21 protein-coding genes are annotated in these 23,790 nt (G+C 70.3%); 9 read left to right on the top strand and 12 right to left on the bottom strand.

The window, feature by feature from the left end; translation table 11 throughout:
• Positions 1-46 precede the first annotated feature (46 nt).
• The 3 genes from O0S08_RS36885 (at position 47) to O0S08_RS36895 (ending at position 4,440) form a co-directional block, all read left to right on the top strand.
• Positions 47-1,021, top strand: coding sequence for a hypothetical protein (locus tag O0S08_RS36885; protein ID WP_269034154.1), 975 nt, complete (start codon positions 47-49; stop codon positions 1,019-1,021).
• A gap of 282 nt (positions 1,022-1,303) precedes the next feature.
• Positions 1,304-3,613 (top strand): tetratricopeptide repeat protein, encoded by a 2,310-nt coding sequence (locus O0S08_RS36890; RefSeq protein WP_269034155.1) that lies wholly within the window; start codon positions 1,304-1,306, stop codon positions 3,611-3,613.
• A 533-nt stretch (positions 3,614-4,146) separates the two neighbouring features.
• Positions 4,147-4,440, top strand: coding sequence for a hypothetical protein (locus tag O0S08_RS36895; RefSeq protein ID WP_269034156.1), 294 nt, complete (start codon positions 4,147-4,149; stop codon positions 4,438-4,440).
• A 194-nt stretch (positions 4,441-4,634) separates the two neighbouring features.
• On the opposite strand, the gene O0S08_RS36900 is transcribed toward O0S08_RS36895, so the two are convergent.
• Positions 4,635-5,324, bottom strand: a complete 690-nt coding sequence (locus tag O0S08_RS36900) for a class I SAM-dependent methyltransferase (protein WP_269034157.1) — start codon at positions 5,322-5,324, stop codon at positions 4,635-4,637.
• 93 nt (positions 5,325-5,417) lie between these two features.
• Between O0S08_RS36900 and O0S08_RS36905 the strand changes: the two genes are divergently transcribed.
• Both O0S08_RS36905 and O0S08_RS36910 read left to right on the top strand, forming a co-directional pair.
• Complete coding sequence (locus O0S08_RS36905) at positions 5,418-6,326, top strand: LysR family transcriptional regulator (protein WP_371879573.1); 909 nt, start codon at positions 5,418-5,420, stop codon at positions 6,324-6,326.
• Positions 6,327-6,487: 161 nt separating this feature from the next.
• Positions 6,488-8,497 (top strand): hypothetical protein, encoded by a 2,010-nt coding sequence (locus O0S08_RS36910; RefSeq protein WP_269034159.1) that lies wholly within the window; start codon positions 6,488-6,490, stop codon positions 8,495-8,497.
• A 174-nt stretch (positions 8,498-8,671) separates the two neighbouring features.
• Here O0S08_RS36910 and O0S08_RS36915 read toward each other — a convergent pair whose 3' ends face one another.
• Together O0S08_RS36915 and O0S08_RS36920 are read right to left on the bottom strand one after the other, a co-directional pair.
• Complete coding sequence (locus tag O0S08_RS36915) at positions 8,672-9,583, bottom strand: SEL1-like repeat protein (protein ID WP_269034160.1); 912 nt, start codon at positions 9,581-9,583, stop codon at positions 8,672-8,674.
• A gap of 438 nt (positions 9,584-10,021) precedes the next feature.
• A complete protein-coding gene (locus tag O0S08_RS36920; protein ID WP_269034161.1) occupies positions 10,022-10,504 on the bottom strand; it encodes a hypothetical protein in 483 nt (160 codons plus the stop codon).
• Positions 10,505-10,939: 435 nt separating this feature from the next.
• Here O0S08_RS36920 and O0S08_RS36925 point away from each other — a divergent pair, with 435 nt between their 5' ends.
• Positions 10,940-12,790, top strand: coding sequence for a nucleotide-binding protein (locus O0S08_RS36925; protein WP_269034162.1), 1,851 nt, complete (start codon positions 10,940-10,942; stop codon positions 12,788-12,790).
• Between the two features lie 108 nt (positions 12,791-12,898).
• Here O0S08_RS36925 and O0S08_RS36930 read toward each other — a convergent pair whose 3' ends face one another.
• From O0S08_RS36930 to O0S08_RS36950, 5 genes are all read right to left on the bottom strand, one after another.
• Positions 12,899-13,324 carry a VOC family protein gene (locus tag O0S08_RS36930; protein WP_269034163.1) on the bottom strand — a complete coding sequence of 142 codons (426 nt, stop codon included), beginning with the start codon at positions 13,322-13,324 and terminating at the stop codon, positions 12,899-12,901.
• A complete protein-coding gene (locus O0S08_RS36935) occupies positions 13,321-14,028 on the bottom strand; it encodes a TetR/AcrR family transcriptional regulator (protein ID WP_269034164.1) in 708 nt (235 codons plus the stop codon). Before O0S08_RS36935 ends, O0S08_RS36930 begins: the two co-directional genes overlap by 4 nt.
• 27 nt (positions 14,029-14,055) lie before the next feature.
• Positions 14,056-15,099: an aldo/keto reductase gene (locus O0S08_RS36940; RefSeq protein WP_269034165.1), complete on the bottom strand. Its 1,044-nt coding sequence runs from the start codon at positions 15,097-15,099 to the stop codon at positions 14,056-14,058.
• Between the two features lie 135 nt (positions 15,100-15,234).
• Positions 15,235-15,417, bottom strand: coding sequence for a hypothetical protein (locus O0S08_RS36945; protein ID WP_269034166.1), 183 nt, complete (start codon positions 15,415-15,417; stop codon positions 15,235-15,237).
• Positions 15,418-15,498: 81 nt separating this feature from the next.
• Positions 15,499-16,833, bottom strand: coding sequence for a hypothetical protein (locus tag O0S08_RS36950; RefSeq protein ID WP_269034167.1), 1,335 nt, complete (start codon positions 16,831-16,833; stop codon positions 15,499-15,501).
• Between the two features lie 164 nt (positions 16,834-16,997).
• On the opposite strand from O0S08_RS36950, the gene O0S08_RS36955 reads away from it, so the two are divergent.
• From O0S08_RS36955 to O0S08_RS36965, 3 genes are all read left to right on the top strand, one after another.
• Complete coding sequence (locus O0S08_RS36955) at positions 16,998-17,132, top strand: hypothetical protein (protein ID WP_269034168.1); 135 nt, start codon at positions 16,998-17,000, stop codon at positions 17,130-17,132.
• Positions 17,133-18,078: 946 nt separating this feature from the next.
• Positions 18,079-18,279 (top strand): hypothetical protein, encoded by a 201-nt coding sequence (locus tag O0S08_RS36960; protein WP_269034169.1) that lies wholly within the window; start codon positions 18,079-18,081, stop codon positions 18,277-18,279.
• A 15-nt stretch (positions 18,280-18,294) separates the two neighbouring features.
• Positions 18,295-19,332 (top strand): radical SAM protein, encoded by a 1,038-nt coding sequence (locus tag O0S08_RS36965; RefSeq protein WP_269034170.1) that lies wholly within the window; start codon positions 18,295-18,297, stop codon positions 19,330-19,332.
• 379 nt (positions 19,333-19,711) lie between these two features.
• On the opposite strand, the gene O0S08_RS36970 is transcribed toward O0S08_RS36965, so the two are convergent.
• From O0S08_RS36970 to O0S08_RS51415, 4 genes are all read right to left on the bottom strand, one after another.
• Positions 19,712-20,899, bottom strand: coding sequence for a hypothetical protein (locus O0S08_RS36970; protein WP_269034171.1), 1,188 nt, complete (start codon positions 20,897-20,899; stop codon positions 19,712-19,714).
• A 266-nt stretch (positions 20,900-21,165) separates the two neighbouring features.
• The gene (locus tag O0S08_RS36975; RefSeq protein WP_269034172.1) at positions 21,166-21,444 is read right to left on the bottom strand and encodes an integration host factor subunit alpha; all 279 of its coding nucleotides are present in this window, start codon (positions 21,442-21,444) and stop codon (positions 21,166-21,168) included.
• Positions 21,445-21,853: 409 nt separating this feature from the next.
• Positions 21,854-22,900: a serine/threonine-protein kinase gene (locus tag O0S08_RS36980; protein ID WP_269034173.1), complete on the bottom strand. Its 1,047-nt coding sequence runs from the start codon at positions 22,898-22,900 to the stop codon at positions 21,854-21,856.
• 283 nt (positions 22,901-23,183) lie between these two features.
• Positions 23,184-23,462: a DUF1918 domain-containing protein gene (locus O0S08_RS51415; RefSeq protein WP_371879512.1), complete on the bottom strand. Its 279-nt coding sequence runs from the start codon at positions 23,460-23,462 to the stop codon at positions 23,184-23,186.
• Between the last annotated feature and the right edge of the window lie 328 nt (positions 23,463-23,790).

A 23,790-nucleotide genomic window follows, 5' to 3' on the forward strand; every position in this document is an offset into this window, starting at 1 on the left:
GCCTCGGAGGCGATCCTTCTCCGGCGACCTGCCAGACTCGAGCGCCATGATTGAACTGTTCCGCGGCGGCGCTGCTCGCCATCTCTTCCTCGGCGCGGTGCTCACATCGGCCTGTGCCCCGGCGATCGCGGAGCAGGTGGCGCAGGGCCGCTGGTACCCGGCCTGTCGTCGGGCCCGCGACGGCGAGACGCGGGCCGAGTTCGAGCGGGCGGTCCTCCGCGAGCTGGCGACGGCGCTGACGCTCGACGTACAGGTGCTCGACCGAGGCGCGCTGGGGCGCGAGCTCGGCGTCCCGATCGAGGGCGAGCTCGCCGACCAGGTCCTGCTGATGCGTTTCGTCGGCCACGTCGAGTCGACCCGAATCGAGGATGCACAGGTGCGGCTCGCGTATGTCAGCGACGGAGACCGATGGTTCGGGCACCCGCACTGGCGGAATGACCTCAAGGTCTGGGACGGCGGCGAGGCGGAGCTGTTCGCCGGGGACCACCAGGAGTTGCTGAGCGACCTCGGCATGGCCGAGCTGCTGCTCGCGCCGCTCGACGAACCGGCACCTCGCGGGCCCTTGAGCTCGCGCTTGATCGACAGCGTGCCGATCCCGTGGAGCGGAGGCGGCAATATCGGCGAGCTGCGCAAGCAACTCCACGGCAAGGCCGACGCCGAAGCGACGCGGGAGCACCGTGCGCAGCAACACGCGCGTGCGAAGGTCATGCGCAGCGACCCGGTCCACGGACCGGCCGCCACGCGCCTCGAGAAGCGGCTGGCGAGCGGCGAGTGGCTGCTCCTCCGGTGGGCCCACGGACGGACCTACCCGCGGTCGCCGGCGAGGATCGACGTGGAAGTGTCGGGAGTCGTCGTCGGCGCGGACGGGCAACAATGGGAGCAGTGCTACCTCCTGGCGACGCTGTCCATCGCGCTCGCAGGTCCGGGCGAGTTCGCCGCTCGCGCCGGGGCGTTGTTCGGCGGCGCTCCCCGTCTGCTCGCCGACCTTCCCTGGGATATCGAGCCATGGCGCCCGCTGTGAATCTCCGCGGCCGGACGGGCCTCCGTCGCTGCGACGCGGCCGAACACGGCCCAGTGGATCGCGCCGCCGTGTTCAGCCACCTGCTACGAGGACCACCGCCGCGTTCATCCTGAACGCGGCTTCGCGGCCCGTGAAGAGCGACGAATGCGAGGAGTGGGCGCTCACGGCCCTCCTCGCGGAGATGCCCCAATGACCACGATCCTCGGCCGCCCGATTCGGCGGCCACTCTGCGCGGCGCCTCTCGGGCGCCGCGCCCTCCCACGCACCACCGGCATGCCGACAATGCAGCGACTCTTCCTCGCCCTGGCCCTCGCGGCCGCGTGCAAGCCCATCCCCGTCGAATCGACGACTCCTGCAGGAGCGGCGGCGAGCCCCGACGCGGCCGCCGATTCGCAGCTCGCCGAGTTGGCGCGCCGGATCGATCCCGGACCCCAGCCGCCGCTGGGCGAGCTCTTCCCGGGCTGGCTCAAGGACCAGTTCGGCGTCGCGTCGACCGGCGAAGCCGCGTCCGACGCCGTGGTCGCCGAGGCGCGCGAGGCCGTCGCGGCGCTGGACTCGCTCGACCCCGACGACGGCGAGGGGCGGCTGCGCGGCGCGGTGAGGCTCGGACGCGGGATCGTCCTGGCCGAACAGGCGGTGGCGGCGGGTCGTTCGGACCCCGAGCTGCTGGCGGCGCTGGCGAAGGGCTATCGCGTGCTCCATGCGCTGCGGATGTTCGACCGCGACAGCGTCTTCGGCCAGGACTTCGCGCGGGCCTTCGAGGTCGTGCGCGCACAGGGTGTTTTCACGGGCGCGCAGCTCGCCGAGGGCCTCGACGCGCTACAAAAGGCGGCCGCGCTCGCGCCGGCGTTGCAGCTGCACGCGACCGCGCAGCTGCTGCGCGCGCACCCCGATCACCCGACAGTGCCGAACACTCTGGGGCGCGCCGCGCAGACGCAATTCGAGCGCCAGGACTTCGCCGCGTCGATCGAGCTGCGCCGGCGCTCCATCGCGCGCCTCGGACAGGCGAGCGCCACGGACCACGCGTCGCTGGCCCTGGCGTGTTACGCGGCCCTCGATCTTCATTGCGGTGACATGGCCCGGAAGACAGCCCATCAGCGCGGGGCCGAGGCCCCCGGCGAGGGCGGGGCCGCGCTGCTGCAGTGGACGCTGAAGCAGGTCGACGCGAGCGCCGAGGCGGCCCGCAGAGCGCTCGCGCTGGCGGAGGCGACGGGCGCGGCCGAGCTGAACGAGCGTGGCCACCTGCTCATCGCGCTCGGCCGCCTCGACGAGGCCGAGCGGCTGTTCAAGCGCCTGATCGAGGCCGACCCGCAGGACGCGCGACCGCGGACCGGGCTGGCGGTGCTCGCGTTGCGCCGCGGCTACGACGTCGAGGAGGCGGTCGCGCAGATCCGGGCCGGCCGCGAATTGCTGCACCGCGACCGCAGCTATTACGAGGTGGCGCTCGGCCTCATCCCCACGATCGAGGCCGGAGCGCTGATGGCGGAGATCGCTCGCACCGGCGCCGCGCCGAAGGACCTCGACCGCCGCTTCGACGAGGTGATGGCGCTGGCGACCGAGTTCCGCGCGTTCGACCCGGCGCGCGCGGCGGTGCTCGAGCTGATCTTCGCGGCGACACGCGAGGGCCTGGCGAAATTCATGACCGGCGACTTCGCTGCCGGCCTGGCGGTGACTCGCAAGCTGCCGGCGCAGGCCCTGGCGCTGACCCGCAAGTTCCCCGAGGTGAAGGACGTCTGGCGATTGCTGTTCGCGCTGGTCCCCGTGGTCCCCGACGGCGACAAGGCGCGGGCCCTGGCGCTGACGCCGGTGCCCGAGGCTCTGCGGACGGATCCCGACATTCGCCTGCGCCAGGTGCAGACGCTGCTGGACATCGCCGTGCGCTGGGAAGACGGGGTGGCGCTCGCGGCCGCGGTGCAGGCGGCAGCGAGCCTGCCGGCGGAGCTCGACGCCGACACGACCCCGACGATCCGCGCGACCCTCGACGCGGTGCTCGGCCTCCGCGGCGACACCGCGGCCCGGCAGCGTGCGCTGGCAGGATTCACTGCGCTGGCCGAGCGACAGCGCGGCAAGGCGCGGGCCCTGGCCCTCAACAACGCGGCGGTCCTGCGCGCGGCCGCGGGCGACGCGGGGGCGGCGATCAAGGACATCGAGCGGGCGCTGGAGGCCGCTCCCGGCGCCCTGGCGGCGCGTGTGAACCTGGCCGCGTTCATGTTCGCGGCGAACGACCGCGAACGCCTGCCCGAGGTGCTCGCGGAGGTCGCGTCCGCGACGCGGATCGCGGGGCTGCGGCTCCACGCGCTCGCGTGGCGGGCCGCGCTCGGGGACACCGGCCACGGCGATCCAAAAGCCACGCGCGCCGACTTCAAGAAAGCGCTGGCCGAAGAGACAGGCCGTGAATTCTTCGGGCGGCTGCTGCTCGGCCGCTGGGGCGCGATCGACGACGGCAACCTGCAGGTCGCGCTCAGCCACGCGCCGGACACGGGACTGCTCATTCGCTTCGACGTGACCCCGGCGTGGTGGCTGGTCGTGCCGGCCCCGACGTTCGCGGCGCTGGTGCCGGCGAAGCCGCCGAAGTCCGCGAAGCCGCATTGATGCGCTCCTCGGCCCGACAATCCTGCAGAGAACAAACCAGACACTTCGCTTTCGCCAGGTCGCCGGCGAGGGGCCGATGGGCGCGTCGCTCCACGGCTCGCGGTCCGCGACCGTCATGAGCCGGCGCATTGGCCCCCGACCGACGGGCGTCACCCTGTCACGCTCCGGCCCCGCCGGAGGCGCGCGACCGCGACGAAGCGGCCCAGATCCCGGCCGCGCATACGACCAGACTGCTCGGGCCGTCACCGGTCATCGCCCTGCGCAGCCACCAACACCCGGGGATCCCCGCCCATTCGCCCGTTTTCGCCGCGAGTTCGCCGCGATTCACAGCGGACGCGCGGCCGCGTCGGCGTTCTTTTTACCACGACTCAATTGTTTCCGACCCGGCCGCCACTGTTCTGACGAGAGCCGAGCCGCCGGCCGCGCGCCGAGCTGGCCCGTCTCCCTGGTTCGATCATTCCTGCGTTTGTCGTCGAATCAGCCAACCTCGCGCGGCTCATCCGCGCTCCTTGAGCATTCAGGAGGTCATCATCATGCGCTTCGCTCCCATGTTCTCTCTCGCGGCCGTCGTCCTGTCGTTCGGCGCCGTCACCCTCGGTGGAGCCCGCGACGCCCTCGCGGTCCCCTGCTGCGGCTCCTCGATTTGCCAGCAGGAGGTGCCGCCGCCGATCTGCTTCAATTGTACCCCCACCTGCGCCGATGAAGAGGAGAACTTCTCCTCGGAGGAGGTCGTCTACGACGAGGTCGACGCGGTGTGCCTCGTCCCTGCCGACGTCGAGTCGTCGCCCTGCGATGCTCCGCAGGAGTCGACCGACGACCACGCGTGAGCGGTCCGCGAACCGCGTGCGAGCCAACGAGCGGCTGCTCCCGTGACCGGTGTGTCGCGGGCAGCCGCCCGGCCCGTGGGTCAACCGCGGGCAGGCGCAGCCAGGGCCATCGTCGCTGCGATCACCGCGATTTGCATGACCTCGATGCCGAGGTCGAATGCGAGGAGGCCGGCGACCGGAGTGGCACCGATCGCTCAGCCGCTCGCAGGGCCGCGCTTGCGCGCCACGATGAACGGGCGGCGGTCCTTGCCCCTGGTGCCGTGATACTCGACCGCGAGGATCTCCAGGTCGTGTCGCGTCAGGGCGGCTTGCAGCTCGGATGCCCGAAAGGACAGCACGGGCGGCGCCTTGCCGAGCAGGCGCATCACCGGCAAGAGCACCTTGCCGAGGAGCGGGTTCATGTCGGCGATACAGGGCGTCTTGGAGATGAAGAGCCCGCCGGGCGCGAGGGCGTTCAGCGCCGCGGTCAGGGCCGCGTCGAGGTCCGAGACCAGGTGCAGGACGTTGAACGCCAGCACCGCGTCGTGGCGGGCCTGACCGAACTCGGGGGCATCGGCGTCGGCGACCTGGAACTCGAGGTTGGGCTGCGGCGCGGCGGCGAGCCTCTCGCGGGCGATGGCGATCATCTCCGCGGACACGTCGGTGCCCACGAGGCGCCCGCAAGAGGGCCCCAGGCGCAGGGCGGTGGTGCCCGTGCCGCAGCCGATCTCGAGCACCCGGTGCGCAGGGCCGAGCAGCGCCCGCGTGCGCGCGAGCGTCGCCTCGTAGGCCGCCATGTCCGCGACCGGATCGGCGGCGTACTTGCGGGCGATCTTGTCCCAGAAGCGGGCCTTGGCCGCCGTGGGGGAGGAAGGAGCACGGGTGTGGAGCGTCCCTGAGGTCATGTTGGAGGCGCCTCGCGGCGAGGTGCCGGAATCCTACTCATACAGGGCACGAGAGGAAGTGCGGTATTTTGCAGCCCGCTCATGCATCCGCGTATGGATCACCTCGACTGGAACCAGCTTCGCGCCTTCCTCGAGACGGCCGAGACGGGGTCGCTCTCGGCCGCCGCGCGCAAGCTGGGCCTGACGCAGCCGACCCTGAGCCGCCAGGTGGCCGCCATCGAGCAGCGGTTGGGGGTGACCCTGTTCGAGCGCGTCGGCAAGGCCATGCGGCTCACCTCCACGGGCCTCGACCTGCTCGAGCACGCACGCACCATGGGCAGCGCGGCCGAGGAGCTGGCGCTGATCGCCACCGGCCGCTCGCAGGCGGTCGAGGGCGTGGTCTCGATCTCGGCGAGCGACGCCGTGGCGGCCTACCTCCTGCCGCGCGCCATCCACCGCATTCGTCAGGTCGCCCCCCGCATCGTCGTCGAGGTCGTCTCGTCGAACGCCCTCAGCGATCTTCGCCGCCGCGAGTCCGACATCGCGGTTCGCCACGTGAACCCCGACCAGCCCGATCTGATCGCGCGGCTGCTCCGCGAGGCCACGGCCAGCTTCTATGCCTCCGAGGCCTGGGTGGCGGCGCACGGTCACCCTCGCACCGCCGACGAGGCCGCGGCGCACGACTTCATCAGCGCCGACCGAGCTGGCCGCTACCTCGAGCACCTCCGCGCTCTCGGCCTCCCGCTGACGACCACCAACTTCCCGCTGTACTCGGAGAACTCTGTGACCGCGTGGGAGCTGGTGCGCCAGGGCCTCGGCATCGGCGCGATGATGGACGACGTCGCTCGCCTGACGCCGGGCGTGGTGCGGGTGCTCGAGACGCTGGCCCCCGTGCGGTTCCCGATCTGGCTGGTCACCCACCGCGAGCTGCGGACCGCCCGCCGAATCCGCGTGGTGTTCGACGTGCTCGCCGAATACCTGTCCGCGCCTCGACCCGAAGCAGCCCATACCACCCCCGCATGAATGCTTCGTGCACGGCTCCCGGGATGTCATGCCACCAGCGAATCCCATGAACGTGTCCCTGGGCATGGCCTTCGTCGATCGTCTTCGGACCTGAGCCGTCGCGCGTCTCCCGAGACGCTCGTCGCCTCGACAGGAGCCCCTGGCCCGGCTACGCTCGTGGCGTGCCTCAGTACCGTCGGTGGGCGGTCTCGCTGCTGGTCGCCGGGTGCACCACCTCCGCGCCGGGTCCGTCCCAGCAAGCGCTGCCGCAACCCGCGGCGACGCCTGCCGCGTCGTTCACCGCCGCGGCGCTGCCCCGGAGCGCCGGGGTCCCCGCCGATCCCCACGCTCCGCTCGTGCAGGTGCGCCCCGTCGACGGCCAGCGCGCGCTGCTCCTGCAGCGGCGCGGCGAGCTCATCACCGACCTCTCGCTGTGGCGGTGGCCCTCGCAACGCCTCTGGACCTACACGTTCGGGCCCGACGAGCCGCTGCCGCGCTGGCTCGCGGACCGAGAGCGCGACGCGGTGGTGATCGCCGGTGACACCGTCGTCGCGGCGCTCCTGGACGGGCGGCGTCACGGCGCCGTCGGGCTCGCGCTGGCGAGCGGCGCCCGGCGGTGGCTCGCGCGGCCCGAGGCCAGCGTCGACCACGAGGGGCCCCGGCATCTCGCCAGCGTGTTCGGCGATCGGGTCGTGCACGCGGTCGTCGGCGAGTCGACGACGCTCGTCGTCGCTCGCGCGGCCGCGACCGGAGCTGTCACCGAGAGCGTCACGAACGCGTGGTCCGACCAGCCCCACGATTGGCCTCAATTCGGCGCGACCACCCTGGTCCACATGGACTCCGCCCCCGCCGAACCGCCCGACGACCCCGATCTCGCCGGCGCTCGCTGGGTCGCGCGTCGCAGCGCCGACCTCACGCCCCTGATCGAGCTCGACACCGTCGTCGACGCCACTCCATGCCTGGTGGGCGATCGCCTGTACGCAGCCGGCCCGGACGGTCTGCTGCGCGTCGCGCTCGACCGTCCCGATCCCGCACTGACGATCCTCCACCCGGAACCTCGCGCCCCGCTCGCGTGCGATCGCCACCGCGACGTCGACGTCGTCTGGCTTCAAGGACATGTCCTCGGGGTCCAGGACGACGGCGCGCCGGCCTGGTTCGTCGACCTCGACGGCTGGTCACTCGCGGCTCATGAGCGCGGGAGCAGCGTCCTGCCCGACCGCCCGCTGGTCTTCGTCGAACGCCCGGCCCGCGAGCAGCGGCTGCTCGTGCTCGACCTGAACGAGCCCCGCGTGGTGGGGTCGGTGGACATCGCGGACTTCATCGCCCGCGTGCATCACGACGAGCGCCGCTCGTTCGTCGGGCTCGCCGCCAGGCGACCCGGTCAAGCATGGCTGCTGTTCACCGCCGACGGCGCCACGGGCACGCCGGGCGGGGCCGTGTTCGTCGACGCCGACCCGCCGCTCTCGTTCGATGTCCACGGCGACACGCTGTGGCTCACGCGCGACGGTCCCGACGCAGCGCGTCTCGACCCGTCGACCTTGCAACCCCGCGACGTTCCGCCCGCGCTCGGGCTGCGCGACGCCTCCGAGTGGCTCGGTGCGCGCTGGCCCGCCGCGCCTGCTCCGCCCCGCGCAGGGCCTCCGGTCGATTTGGATCCCCCGCCGCGCCTCGTTCGGCCGCTTCCCGACCGCGACCCCGGGCCCGGGCCGCGATGGGACCGCGGGCCCCTCGACGCGGCGACCCGGGCGCTGGCACGTGCCGACGCGACGCGACCCGTATGGCTGCTCGCGTGGGACATCCAGGAGAGCAGCGAAGGCGAGCGGTCGCATCACGCCCTCGTCGCGCTCGAGCTCGCGGACCCACGCGGCGGCCCGCGGTGGCTGGTCGCCCTGATGCAGCGCCGATTCGCAGACGAGCTCGCCGAGCGCGAGCCCGAGGGCGCCGTGCCCTGGAGAGTGCTCGAGACGTCGCGCTGGCCCCGGCGACTCATCGTGGCGCGTCGCCCGACCGGCGCAGACCTCGAGCGCCTCCTCGTCGGCAGCTCGCCATGGACCGACGCCAGCTACGCAGGCCAGCGCTTGCTGCTCGACGGCTGGTTCGTCGACGGCAACGTCATCGACTCCGCGTGGCACGAGCTCACGGGCGAGGCCCCGCGATGGTCCTACCCCGAGCCGCTCGAGCGTCCCGAGTGAATCGGCCGGCCGAGCCCCCGACCTGCACGTCGCCCGCGGTGGACAGTACCACCGCCGGTCACCGGCTCCGGCGACGTGCATCCTGCGATCCGGACCGAGAGGGGCGCTCGCCGAATGTCACGACATGTCCCAAAGCGCATATCACGGCCGAATGAACCACATGCCCTGCTCCGTTCACTTCGCGGCGCCGCTGCGCACCGCCTCGACCGTCGCCTCGGCGCCCGCGAGCTTGCCGACCAGGACGATCGCACCACAGCGGCCGTCGAGCGTCGCCACCGCGCGCGCGAGCGCCTTCTCGACGCAGGCGTTGGCGGCTGGCGAGCCGCCGCTGGCCGCCACGTCGCGCGTCTTGCCGTCGGCGAAGGTCCAGGTCGCCGCGAACGCTTGACCGGCTGGCGCGCACTTGTCGAGCGCGCGCCGCTGCTTCGCCAGCGACCCGGCGATGACGAGCGCCCCGAGCATCGGCATACCACCCGTCACGTCGCACATCAGGTCGCGCAGCTCGAGCCCGTCGGCGGCGATCGATCCGACCGTGAGATTGGCCTCGGCGATGAACGCGGGGCTCCTCGGCGCGCGCGCGGCCTTGGCCTGGCAGCCCTGCGCATCCCCGAGCGCGCACGCCTTGTCGATGAACGCAGTCGCCGCCGCGGGATCGACGGCGACGCCCAGCCCCTTGTCGTGGACGACCGCGGCGATCAGACAGCCGACCGAGTTGCCGCGCTCGCACGCGCCGGCCGCCACGGCCAGCGCGCGCGCGGGATCCTGCGCCGCGCCGCCGCTGCCGTTGAGCATGATCGTCGCCGCGCCGATGCACGCCTCGGGATCACCCTGCTCGCACCGGGGCACCAGCCGCTCGACGCAGGCCGCACCGTCGCGCCATCCTTCGGCCCCACGGTCGATGGTAGCCGGGCTGCAGTCGGGCTCCTTCGTTGCGACCGGCTCGGCCTGCATCGGCGACGCCACGGGCGCGCTCGCCTCGGTCGTCGCGGCCTCGCTCGCAGGAACCGGCGCGACCACCTCGGATCGACGGCAAGCGAGTGAGACGAGCAGCAACGACGCGGTGAACAACAGGACCGACTTCGGCATGGGCCAGCGAGGTTACGCCACACGCACGCGCTGGTGAAGGGCACACCGGCGATCCATGCCAGTCGCACGCCGTCGCGCGCGGAAGATCTTCTGGTCGGTGCCGGGGGCCACGAGCGCGGATGGCCGGCCTCGGCGAAGACATCGATCGTCGCCGAGTTCGCGTGGTCGGGTACCGCGTCCAGTACTGGCCGAGCGATGTGGCCCAACAAACGCACCGAGGCGCTCGTAATTCGGCGCGGTGCCGCTCCAGGCGCGCCGACCCGCACGAGCCAGAGATCGGGGCCGTACTGCGGAGTCGTCGAGCCCATGCCCCCCAGGTGATTGAAGAAGCTCACGCCGACAATCGCCAGACTCGCGGCGAGGCGCCGCTTGCTCTGGTCCGCAGCCACGTCGAGGCGGCCCCAGGACGCACTCCTTGAAGCACCGCCATCGTATCCCTCACGCAGCCGCGCTCGTCGTGGCCGGCCTCGGCATCCTCTCGCTCCCCGCCTGCGGGGACGACGACAATCCGCTGCTGACGGCGACCGCGACCATGACCGCGGGCGGGTCGATCTCTACAAGGACCTGAAGACCACGGGCGAGCTCACCGGCGTCACCGTGCAGCCGGTCGGCCACCTGCGGCTCGTCACCAGCTCGACGGAGTTCCACACGTTCCAGGGCTGCGCCCCCGGCGAGGCGGCGTGCAACGACGCCTGCATCGACGTGCAGGACGATCCCCTCAATTGCGGCGACCGCGGCGACGCCTGCGTCGGCGACGACGATTGCAGCGGGGGCACCTGCACGGGCACCAACGCCTGCGACGCGTGCAAGGAGGACGCCGAGGCCGGGTCCTGCAAGCAGGACCACGACGCCTGCGCGGAAGCTCCTGGCTGCATCTCGTACGGAGCGTGCGTCGAGGGCTGCCAGACCCAGCAATGCCATGACATGTGCCTCGCGGACGCCGATATCTCGGCGTCCTCCTCCACGACCAGTATCACAGCGGCCTCTGCAACAATGCCTGCTTCGGCGAGTGCATCGGCGTGTGCGACTGAGCTTCCCGCGCGGGCGTCACCTCCGTCGCGCACACGTCGAGAAGTGCGGGCAGCACGACGGGGCCGGGCGGTTTGGCACGCTGGCCGCTCGGGTCCTGTGGCGTCCGAGCGCGGCATCGGGACGACCCGGCCGGGTCACGATATTGCGCGTCGGTCGTCGACGCCCCATGAATGAGGGGATGTTCTCGTATTGCTGCCAGTCGACGCGGCGGATGAATAGCGGCCCTCGATCGTGCGCTGCGTCTCTCGCCGGGCGCCTCGCGGTCGGCGCGCGCGCGCGGAGACGGCGATTGCGAGGAGTGATTCGACAGGCTATACGGCGGGCATGAGTAGATTTCGCTACGTCCTCCTTCCAGCGCTCGTCGCCGCCTGCCAGAGCGAGCCTGGCACGACCTCCGCGACCTCCGGCATCGAATCGACGACCGCGACCACCAGCGACTCGACCACCGCGACCACCAGCGACTCGACGAACGAGACGACCCTCGACACGCCGACGACGGGCGGGCCGGGCACCATGAGCATCGGGTCCGAGAGCCAGGGCAGCGCGAGCGAGACGACCACCGTCGATCCGACCACCGTCGGGCCGACGACGAGCGACCCGACCGATACGACCACCGACGCCACGACGGGCGAGACCACGGCCGTCGACCCGAGCAACGGGCCCGACAGCACCGACACCGGGGAGCCGGGCGAATGCAGCCCGGGCGACACGCAGGACTGCTACTCCGGCCCGCCCGACACTCTCGGCGTCGGCCTGTGCGCGGCCGGGCAACGGACGTGCGGCCCGGACGAGACGTGGGGCCCGTGCGACGGCGAGGTCCTGCCGGCCGCGGAGAGCTGCGAGACCGAGGGCGACGAGGACTGCGACGGCGTCGACTCGTGCGACAGCGACGGCGCGCAGGCGTGGAGCCTGGTCGCGGGCGGCGAGAAAGACGACGAGGGCGTGCGCGTCGCTTACGACGGCGCCGGCAACCTGGTGCTGGCGGCCAAGAGCGCCAGCACCATCGACCTCGGCGGCGGCCCGCTGGCGCCCAAGGGCGGGTCGGACGTGCTCCTCGCCAAGTTCTCGCCCACCGGCCAGCACCTGTGGAGCAAGCGCTTCGGCGACGCGAACCTCCAGGACGTGTGGCAAGTCGTCGTGGGCCCCGCCGGCGAGATCGTGCTGACCGGCGACTTCAACGGGAGCATCGACTTCGGCGGCGGCCCGCTGACGAATCCTCAGAACACCGAGGACACGTACCTGGTCAAGCTCACCGGCGACGGCGAGCACGTGTGGAGCAAGTCGTTCAACTCGTCCCCCGGGTCCGTCCATGCGGGCGGGGTCGACGTCGACGCCAGCGGCAACGTCCTGTTCGGCGGACGATTCATCGGCCCGCTCGACCTCGGCGGCGGCGTGATGAACTCGTCGGGCCTGTCCGACGCATTCGTCGGCAAGTTCACGTCGTCGGGGGCCCACGTGTGGAGCCTGCGCTTCGGCGACGGCATGCAACAGTACGTCACCGCGCTCGCCGCCGACGCGACCGGCAACCTGGTCGTCACGGGCGGATTCCAGGGTGTCATCAATCCGGGCAACGGTCAGCTCTCCAGCGCGGGCGCCGAGGACGTGTTCCTCGCGCGGTTCGACGCCAACGGCAACGCGGTGTGGGCCAAGCGCTTCGGCAACGGCGCGTCGCAGATCAGCCGCGGCCTGGCGATCGACGGCGGGGGTCGAGTGACGATCGTCGGCGAGATGGGCGGCAGCGCCGACTTCGGCGGCGGGCCGCTGATGACGGCGCAGACGTTCGGGTTCGCCGCCCAGTTCGAGAGCAACGGCTCGCACCGGTGGAGCAAGATGCTCGGTCAGGCCGGCGGGGCCCTGCCGCTCGACGTCGCCAACGACGGCGCCGGCAACGTGCTCGTCACCGGCAACTTCACCAACCTCTGCGACTTCGGCGGCGGCCCGCTGGTCTCCGACGGGGGCAGCGACGCGTTCCTGCTCAAGCTGGCGCCGTCCGGCGACCACGTGTGGAGCAAGCACTTCGGCGACGACGCGAACCAGGACGGCCTCGGGGTCGCCGGATCGGCGGCCGGCGACGTCGCGTTCTCGGGCCGGTTCCAGGGCGGCATCAACCTCGGCGACGGGCCCAAGACGAGCAAGGGCGGCTGGGACCTGTTCGTCGCCGCCTTCGAACCGTGATCCGACGCCCATCGCACCCGCCGCCCTGGCTGTCGGCGGCGGGCTGCGTCCATTCGACGTACGAGACGACGGAGCGCGTCGTGGAGCCACGGCACGTGGCCACATGAATCACTGCGCGTGGTACTCGACCGCGACGTCGAGGACCCACGTGATGCCGAACCGGTCCTTGAGCATCCCGTAGAGCGGCGACCACCCCGACTTTGCGAGGGGCTGCACGACCATCGCGCCCGAGGAGAGCTTCTCCCAGAGCGCGGCGATCTCGTCGGCCGAGTCGCCGCGCACCGACACGAAGAACGCGTTCGCGCCAGGCTCCCACGCCAGCTTCGAGGGCACGTCGTACGCCATCACGCGGAAACCGTTCTTGGCCGAGACCTGGCCCCACATCACCTGATCGGCCTCCGCCGGAGCCTGGACGCTGTGGGCGTCTTTATAGGTGACGATGGCGATGTCACCATCGAATACGGACTTGTAGAACTCGAGGGCCGCTCGGGCCTCGCCCCGGAAGTTGAGATGATTGGTAACGGCGACGGTCATGATTTTCTCCTCGCTGGTTCAGGGTTTGGGCGCCTGCGACGCCCGGCTCGTCGAGGCGACGAGGATTCGTTGTCCGGTGAGGGCTCGATCCCGAGGGCCGGCAGGATGACGCCGTCCACCATCGAGACGAGGAAGGCCAGGTCGAACGACTTGCGCTGGACCAGGCTGCGGTAGGCGGCCATCGACGGGATGACCTGCGACAGCGTGGCGATGTCGGCGGAGGCCGCGATCTCGCCTCGCGCGACGGCTCGCTCCATCAAGGCGCGGTGGGCCGCCGCCCACGGCTCGACGACCGCGTCGTTTGCGGCCCCCGCGAGCGCCAGGTCTTGCGAGATCAGCGAGGCGAGCGCCGTCATGATCTTGAGTCGACGTTCGCGCTCCTCGTTCGACAGCGGCTTGAACAAGCCGAGCAAGTCGCCGCGGAGCGTGCCCGTGTCGGGGAGGCGCTCGAGATCGACCTGATTGCGCTTCATCTGCGCGACTGCATCGATGATCAGCTCGGATTTCGACGTCCACCGGCGGTAGATGGTCGCCTTGCCCACCCCGGCGCGCGCGGCCACCAGGTCCATCGTCAAGCCCGCGGCGCCCACTTCGGCGAGGACGTCGAGCGTGGCGTCGAGGAGCCTGGGATCGAGCGAAGAGTCTCTCTTGCGCCCTCGCTTCATCGGCCCGGCCTCGTCATGTTGCTCGGTCTTGTCGCGCATCTCTGTGCTCGCGGGATGGTGGGTCATTCAACGCTGGGTGGGAAGCTCGCCGGTCTTCAGCAACGTCGCGCGCGCGGCGTCGGCCGCCTGGAACATCCACGCGGGGTACTCGACGGACAGAGCGCTCGCCGCGTCGAGCGTCTCGAGGTCGTCGTCCGACAGCCGAACCTCCGTGGCCTTCAGGTTCTCCTCGAGCTGATCGACCCGCTTGACGCCGAGGATCACGCTGGTGACCGCTCGCCGGTGGAGGAGCCACGCGAGCGCGATCGCCGGCAGGGACGCGCCATGCCTCGCGGCGACGCCGTCCATTGCCGTGAGCACCGACGCGCTCTTCGCTTCGTCCACCGGAGGGAATGGAATGATCGAGCGTCGTCCCTTCGAGCCGTCCCGATACTTGCCGGACAGGTAGCCACCAGCGAGCGGGCTATACACGAGCAAGCCGAGTCGCTCGGCTCGGAGCATGGGCACGATCTCGCGCTCGAGCTCGCGGCCGGCCAGCGAATAGTAGGCCTGCACCGACTGGAACGGCACGGCATCGAGTCGCCCCGCGATGCCCAGCGCCTTCGAGATCTGCCACGCTGCCCAATTGGACACACCCACGTAGCGGACGTGTCCCTGCCGAACGAGGTCGTCGAGCGCGCGGATCGTCTCCTCGAGCGGCGTCGCCGGGTCCCAGCCATGAAGCTGGTAAAGATCGATGTGATCGGTGCCGAGCCGCCTCAGGCTCGTCTTGAGCTGGCCCATGATGTGGTAGCGCGACGCGCCGCCGTCGTTCGGCCCCGAGCCCGTGGCGTGCTCGACCTTGGTCGCGATCACCACCTGGTGCCGGGCGATGCCGAGGTTCTTCAGCGAGCGGCCGAGGATCTCTTCGGACTGTCCACCCGAGTAGACATTGGCGGTATCGACGAAGTTGATCCCCGCGTCGAACGCCCGCCGGACGATCCGGTCGACCTCGTCCTGTCGGACGTCCCCTGCCCCGGCGTAGCGTCCGGTGCTGGGGCCGAAGACCATCGTGCCCAGGCACATCTCCGACACGAACAGCCCGCTGTTTCCGAGGACGTTGTAGCGCATTCGCGTGAGGCTCCTTCCGCTGTCCGAGGCGCAGCGGGAAAATCGATACCGTTAAGTTTCGAAACCGTCAAGTTCCGAAACTTCCTGGTCTCGCTGTCGAGCGCTCAGGGCTTCCAGTCGGGCATTTCTCGGTCCTCATCCGCCGACCCCGTCGACTCTTGCCTCGCGATCGATCGCTGCCGCGACGCCACGGGCGGGCGCGTCGCATTCCACACCCGCAAGAATCAATCCGGCTCCGACACCGTGTGGCCCAGATTCATCGATCGCGCCTTCCATGCAACCCGCACCCAGCACACGACGCCACAGCTCCACGCCCATGGCCTCATTATCATCATTACGGAATGATAGGGCCTCGCTTCGAGAAGGTGAACGCGCCCCGCGGGACCCCCGGGGACAGGACTACGGAGACAACCGCCGAAGCCATCCGTCCTGGGTCGCGGCGGTGGCGGCCTCGCGACCGGCGAGGAAGATGCTGTCGTCGACGCCGATCTGCAGGGCGTCGATGGTGGTGGCGACGTAGCCGGGCCCCGGATCGACGATTGTCTGCCACTTTTGCGCGCCGGTGAGGCCATCGAGCTTGAGGACCGTCGCCCCGGCCGTGGTCGTGCCATCGGCCGAGAGGACCTGCCCGGCGATCAGGACGTCGCCGGCGTGATCGACTGCGAGGAGGCCGAGCTGGATCCGTCCGAGGGCCGCGAGCGCGTCGCCCTCGCAGTCCTTCGCGGTCCACAGCGGCGCTCCGCCGGCCGACCAGCGCCACACGCGGGCGGCGTGCCAGGGGCTGCAGGTGTTGGCGACGTCGGTGGCTCCGCGCGCGCCGACGAACGCGTCGTTCGGCGCGAGCTGGAACCACTGCGGACGCTCCGTCTCGCCGATCACGAGGTCGACGACGCCCGTGGCGTCCAGGCGAAAGAACCCCGCTCGCTGCGAGTTGGAGCCCCAGATCCGGCCCGACTCGTCGGCGGCCGCGACGATGTCGGGCAGCTCGATCGTGTCTTGCGAGTGCTTGACCTCGAGCTCGCGGGCGACAGCGTCCTCCTCGTAAAGGAGGATCCGCTGGTTGTCCTCGCTGAGATCGTCCGACACCGACACGGCCACACCGTGCCCCGGCCAGGGGAAGAGCCCCGTGACCCACGTTTCGGTCGCGCCGACGCGGGCCGGGATCTCGAGCGCTTTCACGAGTGCACCGGTCACCGTGCGGATGAGCGGGTCCCCGTCGCCTGCCACATAGACTGTGTCCGCGCCGCTGGCGGCGACCCACCGGGCCCGCCCGTCCCAGGTCGTGCGGCCCGCGAGCTGACCGTCCGGGGTCGCGGCGGCCTGGCGGGCGGTCGCATCACCGAGGCATCCGACCTGGATCGCCACGAGCTCCGGAGTGACCGCCAGCTGCCGCGGGTCGCCGTAACACGCGGGCGCGCCGAAGTGGCCGCCGTCGTCGATGTGCAGGTACCACAGCTCGCGTCGCGTCCACCTGCAGTCGCTCTCGCAGCCGTCACCGCCGCCGAGGTTGCCGTCATCGCACTCCTCACCCTCGTCGCGGACTCCGTCGCCGCAGCCGACCACGACGTCGCCGCTGGTCGGAGCGGCGGTCTCCAGGCTCGTGGTCACCTCACCGATCGTGACCTCCTGTGCAGTCGTGGTGCCCTGGGTGGTGGCGTCGTCGGTCTCCTGCGAAGGTCCTGCGGAGGGCCCACAGGCGCACGCCAGCAGGATGAGGCCGTGCTTCGGCGACACGACCACGAGCATAACCCGCGCGTGACGAACCGCGCAAGCCGGCTGCAGGGCCTGTCGCGCAGGAGTCCGGAGGCGTGCCGCTTCGAACCGCTCCAGCGCACCGACGCCGATGCGTGAGAGCAGCGAGGTGCTGCGGCGTTTGTTGACGGAGGCCGGTGCGTGCCGTGGCCACCGCCGTCCGCGAGCACGCGCTCATGGTGAAAGACTCGCCGCGTCGCCTCCGGTGGCGGGTGGAGGCGCTGCACGACACGGCGATGGCGCTGCCGAGAGCGCTCGCCGAGGAGCGCGGTATGGGGTGAGCGTTCGTCGCAACCGCTCGCCGAGGGGCGCGGCAGAGGCATGCGGGAGCGCCATGGATCATCGACGCTGCTGGGGTGAGTCTGCTAGGATGTGGCCAATGCGATGGCTCGCCCTCGTCCTGACCCTAGCGACCGGGTGTACGTCGATCCCCGTCGGGACGTGGACACCGCGCGAACCAACGACCGGCGCCAGGACGGCCCACCCGGATATCTACACCGATTGCGCAGCCTTCATTGGGGTTCGTCGGTGCCGCCTCGCCGAGGTGAGAGACGGAAGGGCCGTCGACTCGGAGCTCGCCGAGATTGCGCACACCCTCCCCGCCACGCCTCGCCAAAACCCCGGGCCGCAATCATCAGCCCCTCCGAGCGGCCCCGCGCGCCCGGGCGCCCAGTTCTGGGGTAAGGTGGCCGAGTCCGCCTTGTCCGCGCTTTTGAGGCCGTTCACCACGTCCCGATGACCGGCCCGATCGCGGGCAGCCCGTGAGCCCTTGTTCGGGGGCGCGGTGCAGGGCCGCCATGACCTGTGCGCCCCGCATCCTCGCCGACCCGCTCGACAAGTCGACCCGCGCGGCAGCGCCGTGGCGCAAGACACCGAGCCCCGCTCGCATGACGGGCCATTTGCGGGTCGACGGGCCCGCGACTGCGCCCGGTGGAACAGACCGCGAGGCCGCGTGAGCACATTTGCGCCCCGCACGGATCCGCGCGGCCCTCTCGGCGTCGTCGCTTGAGCGTGCCCCGCGCATTCGCTCCGGCTTCTGTGGCCAATATCGACGAACAGCGAACCCTTCGGCCGGCCGGTCGACCTGCTCCACCTGCGTCCACGCGGCCTCTCGCAAGCTCGAGTCATGCACTACTGTATCGGCCGGAGCGGGCAACCGCCGAATCGGGCCACCGATGCGGCGGCCGCACGCGCGCGCGCTGGGAACCGAGCAGAAGGAGCACGAAAATGGCCGACCAGGGACTCATGATCAGCATCCAAGTCGCGGACCTCGCCCTCGATGAGGAAGGAAAGGTGATTATCCGGAATCCAGCGATCGCCGAACAGGTCGCGGCCGCCATGAAGCGGGCGGAGACCGACGACACGCCGACCCCGCGCGTCAACAACTGCCACGGCGGCAATTGTGCCGCGGGCTGCCACCCGAAGTAAGAGGACGGTGTGGACATGACCGGGGAACTGTCGTCCTTCGACGAACAGCTGACCGCATCCGTCCGCGCCGATCGGCTGCAGCTCATCCTGCTGCCGACCGAGCAGTGCAACTTTCGCTGCACGTACTGCTATGAGGATTTTGCGATCGGACGCATGACGCCGGAGGTGGTGAGCGGCGTCAAGAAGCTCATCGACCGCCGCGCGGACGGATTGTCACACCTGCAATTGTCGTGGTTCGGCGGCGAGCCGACGCTGGCGCGTTCGATCATCGAAGACATCTCGTCGCACGTGCTCCGGACGCAGGAGCGGTGCGAGGGCCTGCGCTATCAGAGCGACATGACCACGAACGGCTATCTGCTCGACGGACCTGCCGCCGAGCACCTGAGCAGGCTGGGGATTCGGAGGTACCAGGTCTCGCTCGACGGCCCCGGCGAGCACCACGACCGCACCCGACTGCGCGCCGACGGCAAGGGAACCTTCGAACGGATCTGGTCCAACCTGCTGTCGATCCGGGCCTCCTCGGCGGACGTGCACGTGATGCTGCGGATCCACCTGACCCCGGAGAACATCCCGACGATGAAGGATTTCCTGCGGCTCGTCCGCGACACCCTCCTCGTCGATCCGCGCTTCACCGTGTTCTTGAAGCGGGTGGTGCGCCTCGGCGGCCCCAACGACCCGGCGATGGAGGTCCTCGAGTCCGACGATCCGCGGATCGCGGCGCTGGTCGCTCTCGTCGCCGAAGGCGGCACCGAGGACCGGCTGTTCGAGCCGGAGGAGGTCTGTTATGCGGCGCGCGCCAATTCACTGGTCGTGCGCGCAGACGGCCGGCTGGGAAAATGCACGGTGGCTCTGTCGGACCCGGCCAACACGATCGGGCAGCTTCTTCCCGACGGCAGGGTCCGGATCGACAACGCCCAGCTGCGCCCATGGCTGCAGGGCTGGGAGTCCCGCGATCCGGAGCTGACCGGCTGCCCCTACGTCGCTTTCACGTCCCCGCAACCACGGCTGGTGCAGATCACGAATCGGCGCTCCGAGTTGCTGACGCCGACCTGAGGCGTTCTACGGCTCGAGCGGTATTCCAGCAGCGGCGCCCGCGGCTGCTCGGCGACCCCGTCCGACAGCGCCGGTCGGGCCGCCGTCGCCGTCAAGAGCCTCCGGCCCGAGCTCGACGGCGGTCGCGAGGAACGCTTCTGCCGCGAGGGCAAGATCCTCGCGAACCTCCGTCACGGGAACATCGCCGACTTCATCGACTGCGGCACCACCGAGGACGGCCAGACCGCGAACGGGGCCGTCGAGTCAGCGGCGACTCGCGGCGCGCTCCGTTCTTCATTCTTCATCCGATGCTGCGCCAGAGCGCCTTGCAGGACCGCCTCTCCGTGACGAAACGCCTCCACGGGGCTCATCTCGGCTGGCGCGCAGATGCTGCCCAGCATCAAAACGCGTACGAGAAGTTTCTCGACCCCGTGTAGGTCGTCGGCACCTTCACCTTGGTGCGGAGATATGTTTCGATGCAGCTGGCGGCCGCTTGGCGAGCGCTGTCTTCGCTGCTGATGTTCGCCTCGGCGCGCGCGACCCGGGTCTCCTCGATCGTAATCCGCAGGACGACGAGCGCGTTGCCGAGCCCGCGCGGATTTTTGCATTGCTTGGCGATCGCGTCGCGATGCGGTCGAAACAGGTGCTCGGGCTCGGTCGGCGGATCCGGCATGGCCGGCGGCGGCCCTTGCTCGCTCGCAGGACTCGACTCCGACGAGCCCCTGTCGGCGGACGCCTTCTCGGAGGTCTTTTGCGCCGCGGGCTCCACCTCGCCACTTGATTGTTTCTGCCGATCGGCCTCGCGGGTCCCCGCCGATTCGGACTTCGCCGAGGAGGTATTCGCTGATTCGGACTTCCCGGCTCCAGATTGCCCGGACTCGGATTTCTCGGACCCGGATTGCTCGGACCCGGATTTCCTGGACTCGGATTGCCCAGACCCGGACTCCTCGGACCCGGACTTCTCGGACCCGGACTTCCCGGACTCGGATTGCCCGGACCCGGACTTCTCGGACCCGGATTGCCCGGACTCGGATTGCCCGGACCCGGACTTCTCGGACCCGGACTTCTCGGACCCGGACTCTGCTGCTTTTGGCTCTTCGGCGCCAAGCTCTCCCGCGCCGGGATCTCCCGCGCCGGGCTCGCTCGCCCTGGACGGGGACGAATCGGCCGGAGGCGTCTCGCCCGCCGGTGACGAGTCAGCGCTCTCCGGGGCCGCGGCTTCTGCCGGCAGCAGCTCCGCTCGTTCATCCCCGTCCGAACTCGCCATGCGAACGCCGAGCACGACCACACCCAGCCCGAGCAGCGCGAGAACAGCGATGAGCCCGGGCGGCCGTCGCTGACCTGTTGGTGTCGGTGGTGGAACGCCGGGCGCGGGGGGTGCTTTGGGCGGCACCGAGGGCTCTTCGCCGAGGATGATCTCGCTCCACTTGTCCGAAGGCGGGGGCGTCGGACCACCCGCCTGTGCCATCATGATGAGTGAGGAGAGTGGCGTTGCCGCCGCGCCTCGATCGCGCGCGCCACTGAGGGCCGCGGTGATGATGCGATGACGATCTTCGAGGAGCTCCCCCGACGCGAGTCCGCTCGGCATGGGCAGAGCGTCGCAGAGCCCGCCCCGCCGCGCAAGGGCGGGGAGCGCGGCATACTCCCCAGGGTGTGTGCTGTCGTCGGCGACGACACGCAGCGCGAAACGCAGGACCGGGGCTGGGAACGCCCATTCATGCTGTCTGAAGAGACAGCCGCCTCCCGACGACAAGCGGGCTCCGTGGCCGCCCACCAATCATGTCTTGTCGGAAGAGACAGCCCCTCCGACGACGCCGAGCGCAGGCCGACCAGGCGCGCGCCAGGCTCTCTCGTCTACGCGTTGATCGTGGCTTTCAGGCGATTGCTTGGCTTGAACGTCAACACGCGGCGAGCCTCGAGCATCATCTCCTCCCCGGTCTTCGGATTTCGACCGCGGCGCGTGGTCTTGTAGCGAACGACGAAGTTGCCAAAACCAGGCAGCTTGACGCTTTCACCCGAAGCGAGCGTCTCCTTGATCAACTCGAGAACGATCTCGACCATGTCGACGGCCTCCTTCTTCGAGAGTCCGCCAAGCTCGTCGGACACACGCTCGATGATGTCTGCCTTCGTCATGTGCAAGGCATCCTTGGAGAAGGATGCAGACCGCATGTGGCGGCGACCAGGAGGGGAATGAAGACGAGGCGAGACTGCCGGGGTTTGAACATGCGCATGTCCTGAGCAGGGCGAAGACGGGCGTTGGACCGTGCGATCCGCGGACCCTCCAAGAACCCCACGACGGCGTCAAAGATCACCGCGAGGGCTGCGCGCTCACCAGCGCGAGCCGCCGCGATCACGGCGGGGTCCTCCGGGTCCTTCGTGAGCGTGCGAGGCTCGGCCACGGGAGCTGCGGATCGCCGACGCCGTTCGACCGCATGGGAGTCGGCTGGCTGTTCGGACAGGCGCATCGGTGTGCCCGAAGAACGCATCGACGAAGTCGTCCTGCCATCGCAGTGGCCAGCGTCCGCCGGAGCCGCCGGCCACCTCACTGCCCCATCGCCCAGAGGGCGATGATCAGCAGCGCGAGAGCGGCGAACACCGTGATGAAAACCATCAACCCGCGGTTCGGCGGCGGCGCCGGTCGTTGGGGCTGCGATGCTGGGGGCTGAGGCGGCGGTGTCGGAGCCACCACTGCGGAGGCCGGACGATTGGCAAGAGCGCGCAGTTGGTCACGGACCTCGCGAGCGGTTTGTGGCCTCTGCGCAGCTTCACGCGCCAGCAGTTGGCTCAGGAGGCGGTCGAGTTCAGGGGGCAGATCCGGAATCTCGCGCGCGAGCGCCGGCGGTGCCTGCGTGAGCTGTCGAATCGTGATGTCGGACAGCTCGCCGCCGTCCCAGAGCTCGCGCCCAGCGAGACTTTCCCAGAGGATCACCCCGAGCGCGTACATGTCCGTGCGGTGATCGGTCGGCTCGCCTGCGGCCTGTTCCGGCGACATGTAGCCGGGCGTGCCCATCACGGTGCCGAGTCGCGTCAGGGGGGTCATGTCGGGACCTGAATCGGCGACGCGGGCCAGTCCGAAGTCCAACACCTTGACCACTGTAGCGTCCTCGCGGGCCTCGAGGAGGATGTTGTCGGGTTTCAGGTCGCGATGAATGATGCCGGCCCCATGGGCTGCGACGAGCGCGTCGGCGATCTGGGCTCCGATGTCACAAGCCTTCCGCCAGGGCAACTTCCCGCTGGCGATCGTGTTCGTCAGCGTGCGCCCCCGGACCAACTGCGTGACCAGGTACGCGCCGCCCCCCGGCAGCGGGCCGAAGTCGATCGCGCGGACCACGTTCGGGTGATCGATCTTCGCCGTCGCCATCGCCTCACGCCGAAAGCGCTCGGAGATCTCGGCGTTGCCGGTGAACTCGGCGTGGATCATCTTGACCGCGACCATCGTGCGGAGGCTGAGCTGCTCCGCCGTGAACACGGCTCCCATCCCCCCCTCGCCGATCAGCTCACGGAGTCGGTAGCGGCCGTCCAGCGTGTGCCCGATCCATGTCGCCGGCGACGCACCAGGAGTGGGGTTGAGTGATGCGGCGTTGCTCAAGATGACTCCGGAGTCGTGGGGGAGGCGACTGGGCCGAGAACGGGTGGGAGTACCCCCGGCCTCGTGTGCATGGTGACCTCTACTCGGGCGGTTGCAGACCGACGACCGCAGTCTCCAGGCTCGATGTGCGGCGGTCAACAGCCTCCCGCATGGCGCACCGGCCGCCGAGTCCTCGAACGCGTGCTGCGGCGCGAACCCATTCACTTGGAAAAGTTCACGGGCGGCCGGTCCAAGAAGGTTTTCCCGAGCAAGCGGTCGCCTCGATGCGCCCGGCGCGAGCCAGTTACCTGGGCCGCTTGTGCTCGATGATGGTGTCCGGAGACGGATTCATCACCAATTCGTGCCCGTTCGGAAACTTCACCCTGTACGGTGGCGCACCGTCGGGGCCGAGGACCTCGACGATCTCGCCGACCAACGGAGGATCGCTGAGGACCGTTATGCGAATGGAATCGCCCACGTGTGCCTGCATGATGAACTCCTTCCTGGCGTTCTTCCGCTGTGGCCCTGGCCCTGTCAAGCGAGGCCAGCCGGGCCCATGCGGCGGCGCTCGACGCGATGGCATGAACAGGACGTCTACCCACGATGCGGCATCGAGTCTTCAAGCCCGCACGCCGGCGACGCGGGGCGCCGTGATGTGAAGCGTCCCGCGAGGAGGCGCCGCGTTGCCTCGACGGGCCCACGTGCGCTCCCGTCGACGGCTTGTACGTGCTCGTCGTCAGCGCGCCGCGCGACGAGAACGGCGAGCTGTCGGCGACCGCGAAGTTCCCCCTCCAGGCGACGACATGCTCTTCCTGTCGGGCATCCGGAGCGCCTACGCCGCGGTCGCCTCGGGCCTGAACCTCGTTACCGCGCCAGGCGCTGCAGTTACGCCTGGGACTGGGCCGAGGGTA

It is taken from the genome of Nannocystis punicea, assembly GCF_026965555.1.
Classification (GTDB): Bacteria; Myxococcota_A; Polyangia; order Nannocystales; family Nannocystaceae; genus Nannocystis; species Nannocystis punicea.

Bases quoted from the DNA above. Each gene is read 5' to 3' on its own strand.
- O0S08_RS36885 (WP_269034154.1), top strand. From the start codon at position 47: ATGATTGAACTGTTCCGCGGCGGCGCTGCTCGCCATCTCTTCCTCGGC.
- O0S08_RS36890 (WP_269034155.1), top strand. From the start codon at position 1,304: ATGCAGCGACTCTTCCTCGCCCTGGCCCTCGCGGCCGCGTGCAAGCCC.
- O0S08_RS36895 (WP_269034156.1), top strand. From the start codon at position 4,147: ATGCGCTTCGCTCCCATGTTCTCTCTCGCGGCCGTCGTCCTGTCGTTC.
- O0S08_RS36900 (WP_269034157.1), bottom strand. From the start codon at position 5,324: ATGACCTCAGGGACGCTCCACACCCGTGCTCCTTCCTCCCCCACGGCG.
- O0S08_RS36905 (WP_371879573.1), top strand. From the start codon at position 5,418: ATGGATCACCTCGACTGGAACCAGCTTCGCGCCTTCCTCGAGACGGCC.
- O0S08_RS36915 (WP_269034160.1), bottom strand. From the start codon at position 9,583: ATGCCGAAGTCGGTCCTGTTGTTCACCGCGTCGTTGCTGCTCGTCTCA.
- O0S08_RS36920 (WP_269034161.1), bottom strand. From the start codon at position 10,504: ATGGCATTGCTGGGTCTGGCAGCCCTCGACGCACGCTCCGTACGAGAT.
- O0S08_RS36925 (WP_269034162.1), top strand. From the start codon at position 10,940: ATGAGTAGATTTCGCTACGTCCTCCTTCCAGCGCTCGTCGCCGCCTGC.
- O0S08_RS36930 (WP_269034163.1), bottom strand. From the start codon at position 13,324: ATGACCGTCGCCGTTACCAATCATCTCAACTTCCGGGGCGAGGCCCGA.
- O0S08_RS36935 (WP_269034164.1), bottom strand. From the start codon at position 14,028: ATGCGCGACAAGACCGAGCAACATGACGAGGCCGGGCCGATGAAGCGA.
- O0S08_RS36940 (WP_269034165.1), bottom strand. From the start codon at position 15,099: ATGCGCTACAACGTCCTCGGAAACAGCGGGCTGTTCGTGTCGGAGATG.
- O0S08_RS36945 (WP_269034166.1), bottom strand. From the start codon at position 15,417: ATGGGCGTGGAGCTGTGGCGTCGTGTGCTGGGTGCGGGTTGCATGGAA.
- O0S08_RS36960 (WP_269034169.1), top strand. From the start codon at position 18,079: ATGGCCGACCAGGGACTCATGATCAGCATCCAAGTCGCGGACCTCGCC.
- O0S08_RS36965 (WP_269034170.1), top strand. From the start codon at position 18,295: ATGACCGGGGAACTGTCGTCCTTCGACGAACAGCTGACCGCATCCGTC.
- O0S08_RS36970 (WP_269034171.1), bottom strand. From the start codon at position 20,899: ATGCCGAGCGGACTCGCGTCGGGGGAGCTCCTCGAAGATCGTCATCGC.
- O0S08_RS36975 (WP_269034172.1), bottom strand. From the start codon at position 21,444: ATGACGAAGGCAGACATCATCGAGCGTGTGTCCGACGAGCTTGGCGGA.
- O0S08_RS51415 (WP_371879512.1), bottom strand. From the start codon at position 23,462: ATGCCATCGCGTCGAGCGCCGCCGCATGGGCCCGGCTGGCCTCGCTTG.